Genomic DNA, 18,678 nt, shown 5'->3' on the forward strand with positions numbered 1-18,678 from the left:
TTCTATCCTTTTTTTGTTCAATTATTGATCTTAACCGGATGTAACATCACTTTTTTATACTCATAAAACAAATTACTTCTATCTTACGGCAGCGTTTTTCCCACCCCCGCCTCCTTTTCCTATCTTTCTAACTCTTCTCTAGTACATGAAGAAACTTTTACATGCCTCCTACTTTCTTGTAGTTGCCTGGTGCATTTCGCTGATTGGGATATCAAGCGCAAACGCTACCCACATTCAGGGCGGGCAGCTCACCTACGAAGCCCTGGGCAATAACCGCTACAAGGTTTCCCTCACTGTGTTCCGCGACTGCGGCGGCGCCGCCTTCAGCAGCATCAACCCGGAGCTGGACTACCGTACCACGGGCTGCACCGGCGGCTCGTCCGTAGCCATGACCCTGGTAGGCAACCCCGAAGCGGGCAGCCCCTACTGCGCCAACACGCCCGGGGGCGCCAGCCAGTGCGGCAGCGGCCTGCGGACCAACTACCAGAAAGGCACCTTCGAAGTAACCGTGACGCTGCCCCCAGCTGCCGAGTGGATTCTGAGCGTGACCCTAAACGCCCGCCCCGCCGTGGCCAACATCAACCTGGGCAACGGCGACCTGTATTACGAAGCCCGGCTGAACAGCCTGCTGCCCGGCAACCAGATTATTCAGAATACCTCGGCCCAGTACCAGGCCCTCGACATTCCAATTCCGTTCGTCTGCTACCAGCAGGAGCGTACCGTTACGTTCTCGGCCACCGAGCCCGACGGCGACTCCCTGGTATACTCCCTGGCCAACCCCCTGCTGGCTTGCAACGAGCCCAACACCTTCCGCTCCTACACCACCGTAGGCCGCTTCATCGACCTGACGCCCCCCAACGGTGCCCCCTGCGGCGCTTACATTGTCAACAACCAGGGTACCTATAGTGCAACGTACCCGATTTCGTCCTTTAACGTGACGGGGGCCTGCCCGCTGAAAACCGCCACGCCGGCTTTCAACTTCAACGCGGCCCAGGGTAGCTTCACTTTCACGCCGTCCTTCTACAACCCGGCCATCAACTCGGCCGAAAACAAGTATGTAGTAGTAGGGCAGGTAACGGAATATCGGCGCTTCACCGACGCAGCGGGCAAGAAAATCTACCACAAGGTAGGCCAGGTGCGCCGCGACATGATGATGGTCGTTATCGACTGCAACAACAACAACCAGCCCACGCCACCCGTGGGTACCGGCTTCGACAAGTCGGGGGTTAAAATCGTCAACTCCCGCGACTCCACCTTCGTTACGGCCTACACCTGTAACTACACCGAAGTCCGCTTCCGCTTCAGCGACCCGAACCCCGGCGACATCCTGACCGTGTCGTACCCCGAGCTGGACCCGCCGACGCCCACCCTGGCCAAGCCTACCTACCTGCCTTCCGACGTAGCTACCTTTCAGCTGGTAGGCAACGGCACCAAGGCCCCGGCCGGCATCCTGCGCATTCAGCCCGACGTGTTGTTTGAAGGCAGAACCTACCGGATTCCGCTCAAGATTGAGGACAACGGCTGTCCGTTCAAGGGCATTCAGTTCCGGACCATTGTTCTCAAGATTGAGAAGGGCAACTTCGCCAAAGTTCTGGCTACCTCGGCCAACCCCGTAATTTGCGCCGGTGCTTCCGTGGCTCTCACCGCCACGCCCTACCGCCCCGACTCCGTGGGCCTGCGCACGGCCAGCTACGGCTACCGCTGGGAGGCTGCCGATGGCCTGGCTACCGCCGACCTGGGTAAGCAGACCATCACTGTGAAGCCCACCAAAACGACCCGCTACAAGGTGCGCATCCTGGGCCAGGACTTCCGGGAGGGCACCTGCTCCGACACGGCTTCGGTGCTGGTGCGCGTAGGCGCGACGCTGACGGCCAACTTCTCGACCAGCAGCCGCGGCGACAACAGCGGCCGGACCAACATTCAGGCCCGTATCTTCACCTTCAAGAATACGACTGCCAATGCGGTGGCCGCCAAAGACAGTGTCCGCTGGACGTACCAGCGCCTGAAAGACGGCAAAGGCAACGCCGTGAACGAGAAGGAAACAATCTTCTCGCGCAAGTTTGACCCGGCCGAGCTGATCCTGCGCGAAGGCGGACAGTATGCCATCAAGATGAGCATCTACAGCACCATAGCCGGTGCCCAGTGCACTACCAGCGAAAAAGTGACGATGATTGACGTGCGCGACATTCCGAACATGTTTACCCCCAACGGCGACAAGATCAACGACAACTTCGTGCTGACGGCCGACGAAGAGGGCAGCAAGATTCAGATCTTTAACCGCTGGGGCCGCCTCATTAAGGAGTACTCCAACTACAAGGGTGAGTGGGACGGCAAAGACCAGCCCGCCGGCACTTATTATTACCTGCTCACCGGCAAGGATGGCAAAACCACCAAAGGCTGGGTAGAGCTGGCCCGCTAACAGGTAGCGGATTATCTGGCCAACTAAAAAGGCGCTGCGTAACCCGCAGCGCCTTTTTTATGCTCTTGCCGGAGCTGCTTGGGCAGCCTAGCCCAGGCGGTGCCGCTCGTTTTTCACGGCGTTGGTCAGCGTCCAAGGCACTTCGTGGGCGAAGGCGTGCTGGCGCACCGGGCACTCGGGCATGTGGCACAGCGAGCAGGCGGCAAACGTGCAGGGGTCGGCGTGCACGAACATTTCCACCTCCACGTCGAAGCGCTGCTTGATCAGGCCCTCAATGCGGTTCAGCTCGTTGTGGGTTTCCTCCAGGCTGAAGTAGTAGGGCATCTGCATGTGGCAGTCGATGTGCAGGTTGGCTCCGTAGCGCAGCACGCGCAAGTTGTGCACGTCAATCCACGGGGGCAGGCGGTGGCGCTGCAGCTCGGCAATGACCTGCTCCACGGTGGCCACATCCGATTCATCCATCAGGGCCGACACCGAGCGGCGCACCATGCGGTAGCCGTTCACCACGATAAACACGCCCAGCAGCAAGGCCGCGCCGGCGTCGAAGAGCACGTTGCCGGTGAAGATGACCAGCACCAGCGCCACGCACGACACCAGGGTGCTCAGGGCATCTATATACAGGTGCTGCCCGTCGCCGACCAAAGCCACCGAGTTCATCTTCTTGCCCGAGCTGACCAGCAGAAAGCCCACAACCAAGTTTACCACCGCCGTGGCCGCCAGCAGGTACATACCCGTATCGGGCCGGGCCACGGTGTGCGGGTGCAGAATGGCCATTACGGCGCTGTAAAAGATATATACCCCGGCAATCAGAATCAGGGCGCCCTCGAAACCAACCGATAGGTATTCCACCTTGCCGTGGCCGTAGGGGTGGTTTTCGTCCTTGGGCTGGTCGGACAAGTACAGGCTGTACAGCGCGAAGCCGCTGGTAAACACGTTGATAATCGACTCCAGCGCGTCGGTCAGCACGGCCTGCGACGCGGTGAGAAAATACGCGTAGAACTTAATGGCTACCAGCCCCACGCTGACAACGAGCGACAATAAGCCAAGACGGTTCTTGGATTGGGTAAAAGTCATAGCGAAGGTGGAAAAGCCCGATAGGGCCCGCAAAAGTCCGGGAAAAAACCCACTTACCTACGGCTGGCAACCTTTTTCAGCTAAATGAGTATTTCCATTGGCTTAAAAAATAGTTTAGGCTACCCTAAAAATTTCGTTCCTTTGTAGAGCTACTTGATTCTCTATTCCTTATGCCCCCACTCGTACAAGCTTCCCCTACCCCTCCCCTGACCGACAACAACTCGGGCTGGCGGCAGGAACGCAAGCATAATTCCCTGAGCGAAGTATACGCCAGCATCCGGGTTCCGGCGGCTAACGCCCCGTTTTGGCGCAAGCTCATGGCCTTCTGGGGTCCGGGCCTGATGGTGGCCGTGGGCTACATGGACCCCGGCAACTGGGCCACCGATATTGCCGGCGGCTCGCGCTACGGCTATACGCTGCTGTCGGTGATTCTGATTTCCAACCTGTTTGCCATGCTGCTGCAGCACCTGGCCGCCAAGTTGGGCATCGTGACGGGGCGCGACCTGGCCCAGGCCTGCCGCGACCATTACTCCAAACCCGTGGCTATGGTGCTGTGGGTGTTCTGCGAAATTGCCATTGCCGCCTGCGACCTGGCCGAAGTCATCGGCTCGGCCATTGCCCTGAACCTGCTGTTTGGCCTGCCCCTGCCCTGGGGCGTGGTTCTGACGATTGTGGACGTGCTGGTGGTGCTGTTTTTCCAGAACAAGGGTTTCCGGGTGATTGAGAGCATCGTGGCCGGCCTTATCGTCATCATTTTCGGCTGCTTCCTCTACGAAATCCTGGTGTCGCACCCCGACTACCTGGGCATTGCCAAAGGCCTGATTCCACAGAAGGAAGTCGTGACCAACCCCGGCATGCTCTACATTGCCATCGGCATTCTGGGCGCTACCGTGATGCCCCACAACCTGTACCTGCACTCCAGCATCGTCCAAACCCGCCAGATTGAGCAAACCGAGCCCGGCAAGCGCATGGCCATCAAATTTGCCACCATCGACTCAACGGTGGCTTTGTTTCTGGCCTTCTTCGTGAATGCGGCCATCCTGGTGACGGCGGCGGCGGCGTTTCACAGCAACGGCCTCTTCAACGTAGCCGACATCAACGACGCGCACAAGCTGCTGGCGCCCGTGCTGGGTGCCGGGGCGGCCAGCGTCGTATTCGCCGTGGCTTTGCTGGCCTCGGGCCAAAACTCCACGCTGACGGGCACCCTGGCCGGCCAGATTGTGATGGAAGGCTTCCTGGATCTGAAGCTCAAGCCCTGGCTGCGGCGCCTGATTACGCGGGGCATAGCCGTGGTGCCAGCCCTGATTGTGACGATTATCTACGGCGAAAAAGGCACCGCCGACCTGCTCGTATTCAGCCAGGTAATTTTGTCGCTGCAGCTCAGCTTTGCGGTGGTGCCGCTGGTATTGTTCACGGGCAGCCGCGCCAAAATGGGCGTATTCACCAACCGGCCTTTGCTGCAGATAGTGGCCTGGACGGTGTCGGGCATCATCATCGCTCTGAACCTATATCTGCTCTACTCCACCTTTTTCAAGTAGCCCGTAGGCGCACGGTCAGTGGCTGTGCGCCTTTTTACCGGCCTTACTTTTAGACGAGTCTAAATAAAATTAAAAGCCATTTCTAAAATTGAATTCTGCGCTATATGAAACCACTGTTCCTCTCATTATTCTATCTGCTCATCACCGCTTCCGCCTGGGCTCAGACGGGCAGCCTGAAAGGCACGGTGCGGGCCGAGGGCAAAGCTGTGCCTTTCGCCAGCATCGGCTTGAAAGGCACTATGCTGGGCACTACGGCCGATGAAGACGGGCGCTTCACGCTGGCCAAAGTGCCGGCCGGCCCGCAGCGGGTAGTAGTCAGCGCGGTAGGTTTTCTGGCGACGGAGCGCACCGTGACCGTGACCAGCGGACAAACCGCCAGTCTGAATGTGTCGTTGAGCAGCGCCAGCAACGAGCTGGGCAGCGTGGTGGTGAGCGGAACGCTGAGTGAGGTGGTCAAAAGCCAGTCGCCGGTGGCAGTGGAGATTTACACGCCGCGCTACTTCCAGAAAAACCCCAGCGCCTGCCTGTTCGAGAACCTGACGATGGTAAACGGCGTGCGGCCCCAACTCAACTGCAACATCTGCAACACCGGCGACATTCACATCAACGGTCTGGAAGGGCCCTACACGATGGTGCTGATTGACGGTATGCCCATCGTTAGTTCCCTCTCCACGGTGTACGGGCTCAGCGGCATTCCCAACAGCATGGTCGACCGGATTGAGGTGGTGAAAGGCCCGGCCTCCACGCTCTACGGCTCGGAAGCGGTGGGCGGTTTGATCAACGTCATTACCAAGAATCCGGCAAAGGCACCGCGCTTTTCGGCCGATGCTTTCGGCACTTCCCACGGCGAAATGAACCTGGATTTGGGTACGGCCGCCAAAGTCGGGCGGGCTACTACCCTACTCAGCACCAACCTGTTTGGCTACAACCAGCGGCGCGACGTGAACGAGGACGGCTTCACCGACCTGCCGACCCAACACCGGGCCTCGGTGTTTAATAAATGGTCGTTTCAGCGGCCCCAGGAGCGCAGTGCCAACCTGGCCGGGCGCTACTACTACGAAGACCGGTTTGGGGGGCAGCTGGGCTGGCGGCCAGAGTTCCGGGGCGGCGACAGTATCTACGGGGAAAGTGTGTATACGAGCCGCTACGAGCTACTGGGCCAGTACCAGCTGCCGGTGGCGGGCCAAAAGTTCATGCTGAGCGGCTCGTTTAACCAGCACCGGCAGAACTCGGCCTACGGCACCACGCTGTACCGAGCCACCCAGCGCGTGGGCTTTGGCCAGCTCACCTGGGCCCGCGACCTGAGCATCCGGCACAGCTTGTTGCTGGGCGCCACCTACCGCTACACCTGGTACGACGACAACACACCCGCCACGGCCCGCACCACCGGCGACCAAACCACCAGCCAGCCCGACATCACCAGCCTGCCCGGCATCTTTGCCCAGGACGAGTGGAAGGTAACCGAAAACGCGACGCTGCTGGCCGGCCTGCGCTACGACTACAACTCGGTGCACGGCAGCATTCTGTCGCCGCGGCTTAACTACAAGTGGAGCCGGCCCGACAACAGCCAGGTGGTGCGCGTGGGCGTGGGCAATGGCTACCGGGTCGTAAACCTGTTTACGGAAGACCACGCCGCCCTGACCGGCGCCCGGCAGGTAATCGTGCCCGAAGCGCTGCGGCCCGAGCGCAGCTGGAATGCCAACGTGAACTACCAGCGCTTCTTTACTACCGCCGCGGGCATGCTCACGGTCGATGCCAGTGCGTTTTACACCTATTTTACCAACAAAATCAGCCCCGACTACACCACCAATGTGAATCAGATTGTGTACCGCAACCTGGATGGCTACGCCGTGTCGCGCGGGGTTACGCTGAACACGGATTTCACCTTCTCCCGGCCCCTGAAAGTCATTGCCGGCATCACGCTGATGGACGTATTCCGGCAGGAGCGGCCCGAAGGCGGCGGGGAATTGCGGCGGGTGACGCAGCTGCACGCGCCGGTTTTTTCCGGTACCTACGCCGTGAGCTACACCCTGGCGCGGCTGGGTGTGGTGGTCGATTATACCGGGCAGGTGAACGGGCCCATGCAGCTGCCGGTGCAGCCCAACGACTACCGCCCCGCCCGCTCGCCGTGGTACAGCCTGCAAAACGTGCAGCTGACCAAGCGCGTGGGGGAGCACCTGGAAATTTACGGCGGTCTGAAAAACCTGCTCGACTTTCTGCCCCGCCACGTGCTGATCCGGGCCTTCGACCCCTTCGACAAGCAGGTGGACCAGAACAACCCGAACGGCTACTCCTTTGATACTGAGTACAACTACGCGCCGGTGCAGGGTCGGCGCACGTTTCTGGGCCTGCGCTACACGTTGTAGTGCTTGACGGCAAAAGTGTTAAATTCCACAAGAAAGATTCACTGGAAATAAAGCCGCTGCGTATGCGGGCTGAATAGTACAATTTCTTCCGCCCGCATGAAACGCCTCTACTGCCTGCTGACCACCCTGTTGCCCCTGGTAGCCGCCGCCCAGAATACCGATTCTATTACCGCCAAAGCCGGCTACACCCTGTTTCGGCCGACGCCGCGCACCATGCTGCGGGAGCTGCGCCCCGACCGGCCCGGCTTCTCCGAAAGTCCTTTCACCGTCGACCCAGGCCACTTTCAGGTGGAGAGTGACTTGCTGCGCCTGATCAATAAGCGGGAGAAAGGCCACCACGAGCGGGACTTTTACCTGAATCATGTGATGCTCAAGCTGGGCCTGCTGACCCACACCGACGTGCAGGCCGAGTTTGATTCTTACACCTGGGAAAAGCAGTGGGACGATGAGCAGCCACCACAACCGACCGAGCGGCACCAAGGCTTCGGCGACCTGACGCTACGCCTGAAGCACACCGTGTTTGGCGAAGATGGCACCCCCGATGCCCTGGCCATCATCGGCTTCGTCCGGTTGCCCGTCGGCAAAACGGTGGGCAACAGCGTAACGGAGTATGGCCTGATAGTGCCTTTCAGCCACGATTTCAGCAAGGAATTCAACCTGCAGTTCCAGCTGCGTAGTGATTTGGACTACGACCAGGACGCAACCCAGCGCTACCTGATGCTGGCCCCCAGCACGGCCGTCGACTACGAGTTTTCGGAGTTCCTGTCGGCTTTCGGCGAGGTGGTGGGCATCTGGAACACGCGGCAGAATGCTTGGCAGGCCAACCTGAACGTGGGCCCGCAGCTGCACCTGAGCGACAACCTCATTGTGGACTTCGGCACCCACTTGGCCCTGACCAAAGACTCCGACCACGAGTATTTCCTGGGCGTCAGCTTCCGGCGCTAGCCTGCTCTTAGGTGGCAAAAAAAAGCCCGTTCTTGCATAGGGCGGGCCTTTTTTGGGTTGTGCCTGAAACGCCACTAGCCGGGGTCAGTCATCAGGGAGCGGGCCTGGGCCTTCCAATCGGTCAGGAGCCACACGATGACGGAGAAGATGCCCAGCCCCAGAAACAGGTTTCGCTCGGCCGTATTGGCCCCCAACCCCAGCACAAAAGGCGCGGCTACCAGTGCCAGGCCCGTGAGCAGATCGAGCCAGCCGTGCACAGGAAACGGAATGAGCCGCAACAGGCCCAGGCGGTAATTGGTCAGCAGCGTAACGAGCAGGTAGCCCCCGGCCAGCACAAAGCAGGTTGTATCGATGGTCGGTGCAAGGTCGAACATGACGGGAGCCAGCGCCACGAAGACCACAAAGCAGACGTCTATTACGCCGTGGGCGGCAGGTGAGAGGATTTTCATAGCTGATTCAGAAGTAGGTAAAGGAACATGCTAGCGTCATTTTTCTACGCCTTGCCGGGAAGGATAGTCTTGCTGACTTTCAGGATTTTACTCACAAAAAAGCCCGACTAATACGTTGTAGCCGGGCTTTTGTGGATAACAGCAAGCTTACTTAGTGCTGGTTCGACATCATCGTGCCGTGGCCATGCGTCTGGGTATGGGTATCGGCGCGCCAGTCGGTCAGCAGCCAGGTGCCGATGAACAGGACGCCCATGGCCATGAAGAAGTTACGGGCCGTTTCATTGTCATCGGCAAAATCGAACAGGAAAGGCGAGGCCAGCAGCGCTAGGCCGCTAATCAGCTCGAGCCACCCGTGCATGGGGAACGAAATCAGGTGGGCAATACCCATCTGAAAGTCCGTGAGTAGGGTAACGGCCAGGTAGCCGGCGGCCAGGATATAGCACACGGTGGCATAGGTACCATCCAGGTCGAAGAGCGTTGGGGCCAGGGCAAACAGCAGGATGGTGCCGTAGTCGAGCATGCCGTGCATGCGGGGTGATATAACTTTCATGGTGCGGTGTTTTGAAGGTTGGAAGTGGTATTACTGCACTTTTGTACGCCCCCAAAATCGAAAGGATATAGTCGAGCTAATAAAAAATAGAACTTATTGACGAGCTTATAACGAATAGCGGTTGTGCTTAATGCCTCTTATACCAGCCCCGGCAACCGGGCAAACTCACTGCCCAGAATGGCCTTGTCGTCGGCTCCGAGCCAGTCGCGCAGCACAGTGGCATACACGCTGCGGAAGTCGAGCTGGTACTTCAGGTCGCCCTGGTCGAGGCTGAGCAGGTCGGGCGCATCGTTGACGATGCCTTTTTGGCGCAGACTGCCGCCCACCAGCAGCACGTTGTTGGCCGTGCCGTGGTCGGTGCCGTTGCTGGCATTCTGGGTCACGCGGCGGCCAAACTCGGAGAAAACCAGGATGAGTGTGTCGTTCAGCTGCCCGCTTTTCTGCAGGTCGTCCACGAAAGCGCCCAGCCCACCCGACAGGTCGCCGAGCAATTTGCCCTGCTGCTCCTGCTGCCGCACGTGGGTGTCGAAGCCGGTGAGGGACACGTAAAACACCCGCGACTCGATACCGGAATTAATCAGCTCGGCGGTGGTTTTCAGGTTTTTTCCAAACTCCGTGTTCGGGTAGGTAATAGCCGATTTGTACACCTTGGACGTCTGGTAGAGGTAGTCAGCCGAGGAGGTAGTTTCGGCCAGCGTCTTGTAGAGGTAATCCAGCTCCGAGCTGCTGCCCCCGCCGGTTTTGCCGCTCACCTGGCTGATAAACCGGTTCTGGGTCACTTGGTGAAACTTCTCCGGATTCTTCAGCGCCAGGCCTTTGCGCAACTCGCCTTTCATGGCCAGGCTCAGCGTGTCGTCTACCTCCAGGCCGTTGTAGGGCACCTGGCAGGAAGGGCAGCTCGAGTCGAGGTAGCGGCCCAGCCAGCCGGTGGTGACGTACTGGTCGGCAGCCGAGCCGCTCTGCCAGATATCCATCGAGCGGAAGTGCGACCGGTCGGGGTTGGGGTAGCCCACGCTGTTGAGCACGGCCATCTGGCCCTGGTCGTAGAGGGCTTTGAGCGGGGTCATGGCCGGGTTGAAGGCCAGGTCCTTGTCCAGCATTAGCAGGCCGCTTTGCTCCCGGAGGGCCAGCGTAGGGCGCGCTTTGTAGTACAAGTCGTTACGGAAGGGTACTACCATATTCAGGCCGTCGTTGCCGCCCCCGAGCTGCACCACCACCAGGCGCTTGCCGTTGGAGTTACGTAGCGTCTGGACACCCTGGGCGTCCAGCGCGTGCAGAAATTTGGGCACGAACAGCAGGGAGCTGGCCAGCACCGAGGTTTTGAGAAAGTCGCGGCGGGAAGTAGGCATGATAGAGAACTTAGAATTGAGAGCTTAGAGCTCAGATAGTTCAGACAGGCAGGTCACGGCAAGAATTGACAAACAGAATTAAGCAGTGAATACCCTTCTGCTAACTTCTCACTTCTAACCTCTGATTTCTATTCTTACATCAGCTGGTACTCGGGCAAGCTGAGCAGGCTCGTAACCATGGTGCGCAGGCGGCCTTCGGCGGGAGCTTTCTGGGCCACTTGCTGTACCAGCTGCAAATTATCGGGCCGGATGGGCGTTTGCAGCAGGAATTTGCTTAGCTCGGCGGGCTGCTCCGCTTCGGGCGTTTTGGCCAGCAACAGGCCCAGCGGGGCCAGCTTGGCTTTGGCCTGCACCTGCTGCCGGAAGGTGCGGTCGGCTTTGGTTACCTGCGGGTCGAGGTCGTTTTCGTCTTCCTTCAGCGCGATGCTGATTTCGGCGTTTCGGAGCAGTACCTGCGGCAGCTGCAGCCGAAACAGCAGCGTGGAGGAGTCAATCCAGTTGCGGCCCCCGGGCCAGCCGGCCACGTTTGGCGGCTCAAACAAGGTTTGACCGAGGGCTTTCTGAAATACAATCAGCGGCCTTTTATCCTGCAGCTCCACGCCTAGGGTGCGCTTGATGCCGGCCAGCAGCTCGATGGGCGACTTGATGCGGGTGCCCACGTTGGCCGCGTCGTAAAACCAGTCGGCCACAAACAGGCGCTCCACCAGCGCGCCAATGTCGTAGCCGCTCTGAAAAAAGGCTTTGGCCAGGGGCTGAATATGGGTCGGATTCGGCACGTCGTTCACGAAGAAGCGGTAAAGCTTGGTCGTCAGAAACTCGGCCGTTTGGGGCTGCTCCAGAATGATTTTCAGGATATCCTCGCCGCCGAAGTTGCCGGTGCGGCCCATAAACGTCTTCGGGCCGTCGTCGTGCTGCCGCTCCCGAAACACAAACTGCCCCTGCGCGTCGTAGCTCCAGCCGGTGAAGGCCCGGGCCGCTTCCTTCACGTCCTGCTCGGTATAGTGCCCGCGCCCGATGGTAAACAGCTCCATAACCTCGCGGGCGAAGTTCTCGTTGGGCCGCTGCTTGCGGTTTTGCTGGTTGTTGAGAAACTGCAGCATAGCCGGTTCCTTGCTCACGGCCAGCAGCAGGTCGCCGAACTTGCCCAGGGCCAGGCGCCGCAGCGTGTTATTGAGCTGCAAGGCCGCATCGGGGCGGCGCACACGGCAGGCAAAGTGGCCGTGCCAGAAAAAGGTCATTTTCTCGCGCAGCTGGGCCGGCGAGGTAGCCATGCGCTCCACCCAGCCGGTGTTCATCGTGTAGAAGGCGTCCCGAATCTGGCGGTTCTGCTCCTTGCGCTGCTGAGGCGTCAGCTCGCCCTTTTTCAGCGCCGGCGCCTGCGGGTCCTGGCGCAGGTCGGGCGTGGGTACGGGGCTCATAGCCAGCATTTCCGCCGCCTGAATTTTTGGGCCTTCCAAGGGTTGGAAAGCCTCCGAATCGTGCCGCAGCTGCCGCAACGCCCGGCGCGGGTTCAGGTTCGCGGCAATATCAGCGGGCCGCGGCCCAAAGCCCGCGCGCCAGTACAGATGCTGCAATTGCTGTTGGTTCGTCATGCAGCTTGGACGCAGGTTTTGGGGCAAGGTTTAATCTGAACAGAACCAATGAAGCTCAGGCGGAGTGGTATCAGAATACTTTTTCTGGTTAGCAGATACCAAGTAGTAGGTCATGCTGCGGCTGCACTCAGCATGACCTACACAAGAATTCAGCTGACGCTTAAAAGCGCGCCCCGACAACTACCGTTTTCTTGTACTCCTTTTTGTTGCCGCCGGGCTGCAGCAGCTCGATGTGCAGCACGTAGTAGCCAATGGGCACTTTGCGGCCCTGGTCGTTCAGGCCGTCCCACTGGAAAAAGCCGTTTGTGGCCATAGTTTCGTTGCGTACCAGCCGCCGGGCCAGCCGCCCCTGGGCATCATACACCGTGATGCTGGCCGCGTAGCCGGTCTGGTCGACGCGGTAGTTGAGGGTGGTGAAGTCCTGCTGCCCATCGGCGTCGGGGGTGAAGACTTCGGGCTCTAGCGTAAAGAGCTTGTCACCGCCCGGGTCGTCCTGGTACTGGGAGTTGCGGCGGCCGGGTGTGGCGTAGCCCACGGCGCTGGCGGCCGAGTGGAAGTTGCCGGCCGCGCTGGGCCCATCGGTCCGAATCCGCTCCAGCGACACGCCATCCTTTGAATCGAGCAGGCCCAGGTGCTGCGACTCATTATACGTGTAGCGGTCCACAATACGGTTTTGCGAATCGTACACCGCCACGGTGCCCGCGTCGTCGGGGAACGTGGGCAGCGCCGGCAGCAGCAGGAAAGCGGCCGGGTCGTTGGTTGGGTACTGGCTCTGCACGATGTCGGGGCGCGTGGTCAGCACCACCAGCTGGCCGGGCGCCAGCACGTACGGGCCACTGCTGATGGGTTCCTTATCGGGCGTGCCGCTGGCCGGAATGCTGGCCAGCTCCCAGCCCTGCAGGTTAAGGTATTTGCCCGAGCGGTTAATCAGCTCCACAAAATCCACCGCGTTGGTGCGGGGGTTAAACAGAATTTCGTTAATGACCACGTCGTTGGCCACCGGGGCCGAAGGCAGGCCAAACGAAGCCGCGGCCGCCACGCCGGTAGCATTGCCCACGCAGTCGGTGGCGCGCTGTACGCTCACCGTTATCGGCTGGCTGGCCGCCAACGCCGAGCCCAGCGTAACGTCCACGGCCCGGAAGTCGGGCGACACGGGCGCGGCGCGGGTCACGGCTTGTCCGGTGCTGAACGAGTACAGAGCCGGGCTGGCCGCCGCTACGCTGTCGAGCTTTTCCCCGAAAAACAAGCGCACCAGCGTGGGGCTGATGGCGACGGCGCGCACCAGGGCCGGGGCCGTGCGGTCGGGGTTGGTAGCCCGCACCGAGTTGGCCCGGCCCGGCGTGCCCCCGCTCACGTCGGTGCTGGCCGTCCAGTTTTCGATGCCGGCGCAGGGGTTGCCAGTGTCCACCATTTCCAGAGCCCAGCCACCGTCATCCTTAGCGCCATCCTTATACCAGGTGCTGGAGTAGGCTATTTCAAACAGCGTGCGGCCGTCGCGGGCGCGCAGCACCAGCTGGTCGCCGTCGTTGGAGAGACTAGGAAAGTTGGTGAGGCCAAACACGCTGACGGAGCGGGCAAACAGAGCCGTGCGGGTGCTGCTGCACACCACCGCGTACTGGCCCGGCAGCAGGCGCGTGGTGTCCGGAAACACGGCCGCCGTGCTGCTGCCGGGCTTCAGCAGCCGCACACCGCCCAAATCCAGGATGCGAGTGGTCGGGTTGTGGATTTCCAGGTACTCCGAAGCCGGCAGCCCCACTACCGGCGACTCATCAGCCAGAATTTCGGTAATGAGCACCTGCCCCGCTACTGGCACCGACGGCAGCCCGAACGTAGTGGACACCGCCGCGCCGGTAGCATTCCCTACACAGTCGACGGCGCGCTGCACGGTGGCGGTATAGACTTGGGCGGCTGCCAGCGGCGTAGTCAGCGTCAGCTCCACGGCCCGGAAATCGAAGGGCACGGGCGTTACCCGCTGAATGGTAAGCGCCGGCTGAATGCTATACAGGCCCGGAGTAGCGGCCTGCACGCTGTCGAGCTTCTCATCGAACTCCAGCCGCACCACCGTGGGGCTGATGACCGTAGCCCGGCGCAGCAGCGGGGCCGTGCGGTCGGCATTGGCGGCCCGCACCGAGTTGGCCCGGCCCGGCGTGCCGCCGCTGGGGTCAGTACTGGCCGTCCAGTTGGCCGCGCCACCGCAGGGGTTGGTGGTATCAATCATTTCCAGAGTCCAGCCGCCGTCTTTTTTGGCCACGTCGCGGTACCAGGCTTCGGTATAGCGTACTTCGAACACCGTGCGCCCGTCGCGGCCGCGTAGCAGCAGTTCGTCGCCGGCATTGGTCAGGGAAGGGAAATTGCTCAGGCCAAACACCTTGCCGTAGGCGGCAAACTGGCTGGCGCGGGTACTGCCGCAGACCACCGCATACTCGCCGGGCAGCAGTTGGGTGCCAGTGGCAAATACGGCGGCCGGCCCGGTGCTGGTGGTCCGTAGCAGGCGCACCCCGCCCAGGTCGAGCGTCTGAGTGGCCGAGGGGTTATGAATTTCCACGAACTCCGAAGCCGGTAGCCCCACCACCGGTGACTCATCGGCGTAGATTTCGGTGATAAGCAGCTGGTAGTAGCCAGGCGCCGCGGCCGGGGGCGTGTAGCTGAGCGCGGCCGTGAGCGGACCGGTGGCCACGTTGCCGTAGAGGTCAGAGATGCTGCGGGCTTCCAGGATGCTGGCGCCAGCGGGTAGGTCGGCGGCAAAAGTGAGGTGGACCAGGGCCGGGTCGGTGGCGTCGCGCTGGGCGGTGGTTACGGCCGGAGTGCCGGGAGCGGCCAGGCGGTAGTTGGCCGCAGCCTGGGTAGCCGGCACCGCCTCGTTAAAGGTCACATCCACCTGCCGGGCCCCAACGATGCCGGCGCTCTGAAGCAGGGGCGCCGTGGCGTCGGTGATGCGGAAATCGTCGAAGTAGAAGTTGCGGTTGTTGGTGGCCGAATACGTCAGCCCCACGCCGAAATAGCTGCTGCGCTGGTGGGTGGCGTCGGTGGCGGTGCCTTCCGCGGTAAAGGTGGTACCACCGGCAAGGTCGCGCTCCAGGGTCCAGACGTTTTGCACGGAGCGCGTCACCCGCACCCGCACCAGGTTGTTGGTCGTGGAGCTGAGCGTGCCGTCGGTGCCGTCGATGATGGCAGCGGCCGTGGCGCCGGCATTTTTGCGGAACAGGGAAATTTCGTCGTTGGTACCGCCCAGCCGCACGTAGTAGCCTTTATTGGCCGCGGCCCGCAGGTCGGCCAGGTCCGATACCAGCCACACGTCGGCGTAGTTGGAGCCCGAGGTAGCCAGGCGCAGGTTGGCCCAGAACTCCCAGGTGGTGCCGGTGGCCGCTTGGCTTACCGTTACGAGCTGGGTGTTGGTGGGCGTCACGGCCGGGCCGTTGCTTTGCAGCTGCTGAGTCGCGTTTACCTGAAAATCGGCGGTGGCGCCGCTCCAGGCCGGGTTTTGGGTGAAGTCGCCGTCGGCAAAACTCTCGGTGAGCTGGGCCCTGGCCGGCAGCGCCAGGCCCAGCAGGGCGCCCAGCAGGAGCAGAAAATGGCTTGGAGAATGCAGGGAAGGGAATATTCTTTTTGCGGTAGAGGTTCTCTGCATAGTAGGTTTGTAAAAAAGCCGGAGTGCGCGCCGCATTGAGTTGCGCACGAACTGTCTAAGTAACTTGCTTTTCCCGACATTTGCCACGCGCGCAGCCCTTCCGGCCGCCGCTTTTTTTCTCTTATTGCCATGAAAGTAGCCGTAGTAGGTGCCACCGGTCTGGTCGGGGGCGAAATGTTGAAAGTATTGGCCGAGCGCAATTTCCCGGTCACCGAATTACTGCCCGTCGCCTCGGAGAAATCCGTGGGCCTGCCCATCGAGTTTCAGGGCAAAACCTACCACGTCATCAGCATGGACGACGCCATTGCGGCCCGGCCCGACGTGGCCATCTTCTCGGCCGGCGGCAGCACCTCCAAGGAGCAGGCCCCACGCTTTGCCGAAGTCGGCACCGTGGTTATCGACAACTCCTCGGCCTGGCGCATGGACCCCACCAAGAAGCTGGTCGTGCCCGAAATCAATGCCAAGGAGCTGACGGCCGCCGATAAAATCATTGCCAACCCCAACTGCTCTACTATCCAGATGGTGCTGGCCCTGCACAAGCTGCACGAGGCGTTCAAAATCAAGCGCATCGTGGTGAGCACCTACCAGAGCGTGACGGGCACCGGCAAGAAAGCCGTGGACCAGATGCTGGAAGAGCGCGCCGGCCAGACGGCCTCCAACCCCGCCTACCCCCACCGCATCGACCTGAACGTGCTGCCCCACATCGACGTGTTCGAGGACAATGGCTACACCAAGGAGGAAATGAAGATGGTGAAGGAAACCAAGAAAATCCTCGGCGACGACACGATTCAGGTAACGGCCACCGCCGTGCGCATCCCCGTGATGGGCGGCCACTCGGAGGCGGTAAATGTGGAATTCGAGCAGGAATACGAGCTGGAAGAAGTCTACCGCATCCTGCGCGCCACCGACGGCGTGGAAGTAGTAGACGACGTGGTCCGCAACAGCTACCCCATGCCCAAGGACGCCCACGGCAAAGATGCCGTGCTGGTGGGCCGCCTGCGCCGCGACGAGAGCCAGCCCCGCACCCTGAACATGTGGGTAGTGGCCGACAACCTGCGCAAGGGAGCCGCTACCAACGCCGTCCAGATTGCCGAACACATGATTCAGCTGGGCTTGCTCAAGGCTTAGTATCCCTTACCAAACAGACAAAAAAGGGCGCCGGATGATCCAGCGCCCTTTTTTGCTTTATCTTTCTATTAACCAAACACCGCTCCGGCAAAGTCGAGCACCGCCTGCCGCACCTCCCGGGGCTTCTCGTAATAGGCTAGGTGGCCCACGTCGGCCAGAAACAGGGCGTGACTCACCGGGGCCAGGTGGGCCTGGGCCACCGACTGCTCCAGGGGCACGGCCACGTCCTCTTTGCCCACGATAAACTGCACCGGAAACTCGGCCTCGTGCAGCACTTTGGTCCGGTCGGGGCGGGCAGCCATGGCCCGCATGCCACTCACCAGGGTTTCGGCGGGCGTGGCCTTGCCGATTTCCTCCAGAAATTCCCGCTGGGTGCTCATAGCTTCGCGGTGCACGGGCGCAAACAGGGGCCGGATGAATGATTCCATGAACTTCTCCACCCCGTGGCGCTCCACGAAGGCCACGTTCTTTTCGCGGTTGGCTTTCTTTTCTTCCGAATCGGCCAAAGCCGAGGAATTGAGCAGGCACAGGCCAGCTACCCGCTCGGGCCACCGCTCGGCAAAGGCCAGCGCCACGTAGCCGCCCATGCTATGACCCACCAGCAGGGCTTTTTCCGCGCCAGCGGCCTGCAGCTTCTGGGCTACGTAGCGGGCCTGGGCCTCCATCGAATAGTCGCGCACGTCGTGGATGTTGGTGCCGTGACCCAGCAGGTTCAGGCTGATAACGCGGTACTCAGCAGGGAAGTCGCGCAGGAAGTCGGTCCAGATTTCCCGGCTTTCGGCGAAACCGTGCAGGAAAACAATAGTAGGTTGGTGGGGCATAAGCAGGGAAAGAACGATGCAGAGACGCATATTTGCGTCTTATCGTTGTGGAGACTAGCTACAAGATCAAACGGCGCAGTGCCGGTTGTTCAACGATTGAGACGCAAATATGCGTCTCTACGGCCCAATCCCACGCTAGTACAATATGATAGATGCGTACCAGGCCATACGCAGCGAAGCCGAAGCAGCACTGGCTACTTCGGCTTCTATAGGGGGCAGAACAGCGCTATACCCACGGAGCAGGTCCGCAGGGCCGCGCGGCCAGATTTAGGCGGTTACTTCAGCCTGCTGCTTTACCAGCTGCAGGTTGGCGAACAGCTTCACGTCGTCGCCCAGCACGATGGAGCCGGTTTCGGTCACGGCGCTGAAGGTCAGGCCGAAGTCCTTCCGGTTGATTTTGCCAGTCACTTCAAAGCCCGACTTTTCATTGCCGTAGAAGTCGGTGGCGGTGCCGCCATACTCCACGTCCAGGGTTACGGGCTTGGTCACGTCCTTCACCGTCAGATTGCCGGCCAGCTTGAAGCTGTCCCCGTCCACGCGGGTCAGCGAGGTCGAGACGAAGGTGATGTTCGGGTAGGTCGGCACGTCGAAGAAGTCGTTGTTGCGCAGGTGCTCGTCGCGCTGCTCCTGGTTGGTGTCGATGCTGTGCACGTCCAGCGAGAAGCGCACCTGGGCATTCTCAAAGCTGTCGTTTTCGGTTACGGCTTCGCCTTCGAACTTCTTGAACGAGCCCGTGACGGTCGAAATAACCAGGTGCTTGATCTTGAACTGAACTTCGGAGTGGGTGGGGTCAATTGCCCATTTGGTAGTAGCCATGAT

Annotated in this window: 13 protein-coding genes; 5 read left to right on the forward strand and 8 right to left on the reverse strand. The window is 60.8% G+C overall.

The window, feature by feature from the left end:
* Window positions 1-145: 145 nt before the first annotated feature.
* Window positions 146-2,419 (forward strand): T9SS type B sorting domain-containing protein, encoded by a 2,274-nt coding sequence (locus tag LGH70_RS01835; RefSeq protein WP_226182104.1) that lies wholly within the window; start codon window positions 146-148, stop codon window positions 2,417-2,419.
* Between the two features lie 87 nt (window positions 2,420-2,506).
* Here LGH70_RS01835 and LGH70_RS01840 read toward each other — a convergent pair whose 3' ends face one another.
* Window positions 2,507-3,493 carry a cation diffusion facilitator family transporter gene (locus tag LGH70_RS01840; RefSeq protein ID WP_226182106.1) on the reverse strand — a complete coding sequence of 329 codons (987 nt, stop codon included), beginning with the start codon at window positions 3,491-3,493 and terminating at the stop codon, window positions 2,507-2,509.
* Window positions 3,494-3,663: 170 nt separating this feature from the next.
* Here LGH70_RS01840 and LGH70_RS01845 point away from each other — a divergent pair, with 170 nt between their 5' ends.
* The 3 genes from LGH70_RS01845 to LGH70_RS01855 all read left to right on the forward strand — a co-directional run bounded on the left by LGH70_RS01845 (window position 3,664) and on the right by LGH70_RS01855 (window position 8,342).
* Window positions 3,664-5,031, forward strand: coding sequence for an Nramp family divalent metal transporter (locus LGH70_RS01845; RefSeq protein ID WP_226182108.1), 1,368 nt, complete (start codon window positions 3,664-3,666; stop codon window positions 5,029-5,031).
* Between the two features lie 104 nt (window positions 5,032-5,135).
* Complete coding sequence (locus LGH70_RS01850) at window positions 5,136-7,397, forward strand: TonB-dependent receptor (RefSeq protein ID WP_226182110.1); 2,262 nt, start codon at window positions 5,136-5,138, stop codon at window positions 7,395-7,397.
* A 96-nt stretch (window positions 7,398-7,493) separates the two neighbouring features.
* Complete coding sequence (locus LGH70_RS01855; protein ID WP_226182112.1) at window positions 7,494-8,342, forward strand: transporter; 849 nt, start codon at window positions 7,494-7,496, stop codon at window positions 8,340-8,342.
* Between the two features lie 74 nt (window positions 8,343-8,416).
* On the opposite strand, the gene LGH70_RS01860 is transcribed toward LGH70_RS01855, so the two are convergent.
* From LGH70_RS01860 to LGH70_RS01880, 5 genes are all read right to left on the reverse strand, one after another.
* The gene (locus LGH70_RS01860; protein WP_226182114.1) at window positions 8,417-8,791 is read right to left on the reverse strand and encodes an SPW repeat domain-containing protein; all 375 of its coding nucleotides are present in this window, start codon (window positions 8,789-8,791) and stop codon (window positions 8,417-8,419) included.
* A gap of 151 nt (window positions 8,792-8,942) precedes the next feature.
* Window positions 8,943-9,341 (reverse strand): SPW repeat domain-containing protein, encoded by a 399-nt coding sequence (locus LGH70_RS01865; protein WP_226182116.1) that lies wholly within the window; start codon window positions 9,339-9,341, stop codon window positions 8,943-8,945.
* Window positions 9,342-9,478: 137 nt separating this feature from the next.
* Entirely contained in the window at window positions 9,479-10,690 is a 1,212-nt protein-coding gene (locus tag LGH70_RS01870; protein WP_226182118.1) for a DUF1501 domain-containing protein, read from the reverse strand.
* 134 nt (window positions 10,691-10,824) lie between these two features.
* Window positions 10,825-12,282, reverse strand: coding sequence for a DUF1800 domain-containing protein (locus tag LGH70_RS01875; protein WP_226182121.1), 1,458 nt, complete (start codon window positions 12,280-12,282; stop codon window positions 10,825-10,827).
* A gap of 160 nt (window positions 12,283-12,442) precedes the next feature.
* The gene (locus LGH70_RS01880) at window positions 12,443-15,910 is read right to left on the reverse strand and encodes a lamin tail domain-containing protein (protein WP_226182123.1); all 3,468 of its coding nucleotides are present in this window, start codon (window positions 15,908-15,910) and stop codon (window positions 12,443-12,445) included.
* Window positions 15,911-16,039: 129 nt separating this feature from the next.
* On the opposite strand from LGH70_RS01880, the gene LGH70_RS01885 reads away from it, so the two are divergent.
* The gene (locus LGH70_RS01885; protein ID WP_226182125.1) at window positions 16,040-17,038 is read left to right on the forward strand and encodes an aspartate-semialdehyde dehydrogenase; all 999 of its coding nucleotides are present in this window, start codon (window positions 16,040-16,042) and stop codon (window positions 17,036-17,038) included.
* A 68-nt stretch (window positions 17,039-17,106) separates the two neighbouring features.
* On the opposite strand, the gene LGH70_RS01890 is transcribed toward LGH70_RS01885, so the two are convergent.
* Both LGH70_RS01890 and LGH70_RS01895 read right to left on the reverse strand, forming a co-directional pair.
* Window positions 17,107-17,859, reverse strand: coding sequence for an alpha/beta fold hydrolase (locus LGH70_RS01890; protein ID WP_226182127.1), 753 nt, complete (start codon window positions 17,857-17,859; stop codon window positions 17,107-17,109).
* A 267-nt stretch (window positions 17,860-18,126) separates the two neighbouring features.
* Complete coding sequence (locus LGH70_RS01895) at window positions 18,127-18,675, reverse strand: YceI family protein (RefSeq protein ID WP_226182129.1); 549 nt, start codon at window positions 18,673-18,675, stop codon at window positions 18,127-18,129.
* Window positions 18,676-18,678 lie beyond the last annotated feature (3 nt).

This window comes from Hymenobacter nitidus, assembly GCF_020447315.1.
Taxonomy (GTDB): Bacteria; Bacteroidota; Bacteroidia; order Cytophagales; family Hymenobacteraceae; genus Hymenobacter; species Hymenobacter nitidus.

Excerpts from the sequence above, each read along its gene's own strand:
- LGH70_RS01835 (WP_226182104.1), top strand. The coding sequence starts at position 146 with ATGAAGAAACTTTTACATGCCTCCTACTTTCTTGTAGTTGCCTGGTGC.
- LGH70_RS01840 (WP_226182106.1), bottom strand. The coding sequence starts at position 3,493 with ATGACTTTTACCCAATCCAAGAACCGTCTTGGCTTATTGTCGCTCGTT.
- LGH70_RS01845 (WP_226182108.1), top strand. The coding sequence starts at position 3,664 with ATGCCCCCACTCGTACAAGCTTCCCCTACCCCTCCCCTGACCGACAAC.
- LGH70_RS01850 (WP_226182110.1), top strand. The coding sequence starts at position 5,136 with ATGAAACCACTGTTCCTCTCATTATTCTATCTGCTCATCACCGCTTCC.
- LGH70_RS01855 (WP_226182112.1), top strand. The coding sequence starts at position 7,494 with ATGAAACGCCTCTACTGCCTGCTGACCACCCTGTTGCCCCTGGTAGCC.
- LGH70_RS01860 (WP_226182114.1), bottom strand. The coding sequence starts at position 8,791 with ATGAAAATCCTCTCACCTGCCGCCCACGGCGTAATAGACGTCTGCTTT.
- LGH70_RS01865 (WP_226182116.1), bottom strand. The coding sequence starts at position 9,341 with ATGAAAGTTATATCACCCCGCATGCACGGCATGCTCGACTACGGCACC.
- LGH70_RS01870 (WP_226182118.1), bottom strand. The coding sequence starts at position 10,690 with ATGCCTACTTCCCGCCGCGACTTTCTCAAAACCTCGGTGCTGGCCAGC.
- LGH70_RS01875 (WP_226182121.1), bottom strand. The coding sequence starts at position 12,282 with ATGACGAACCAACAGCAATTGCAGCATCTGTACTGGCGCGCGGGCTTT.
- LGH70_RS01880 (WP_226182123.1), bottom strand. The coding sequence starts at position 15,910 with ATGCAGAGAACCTCTACCGCAAAAAGAATATTCCCTTCCCTGCATTCT.
- LGH70_RS01885 (WP_226182125.1), top strand. The coding sequence starts at position 16,040 with ATGAAAGTAGCCGTAGTAGGTGCCACCGGTCTGGTCGGGGGCGAAATG.
- LGH70_RS01890 (WP_226182127.1), bottom strand. The coding sequence starts at position 17,859 with ATGCCCCACCAACCTACTATTGTTTTCCTGCACGGTTTCGCCGAAAGC.
- LGH70_RS01895 (WP_226182129.1), bottom strand. The coding sequence starts at position 18,675 with ATGGCTACTACCAAATGGGCAATTGACCCCACCCACTCCGAAGTTCAG.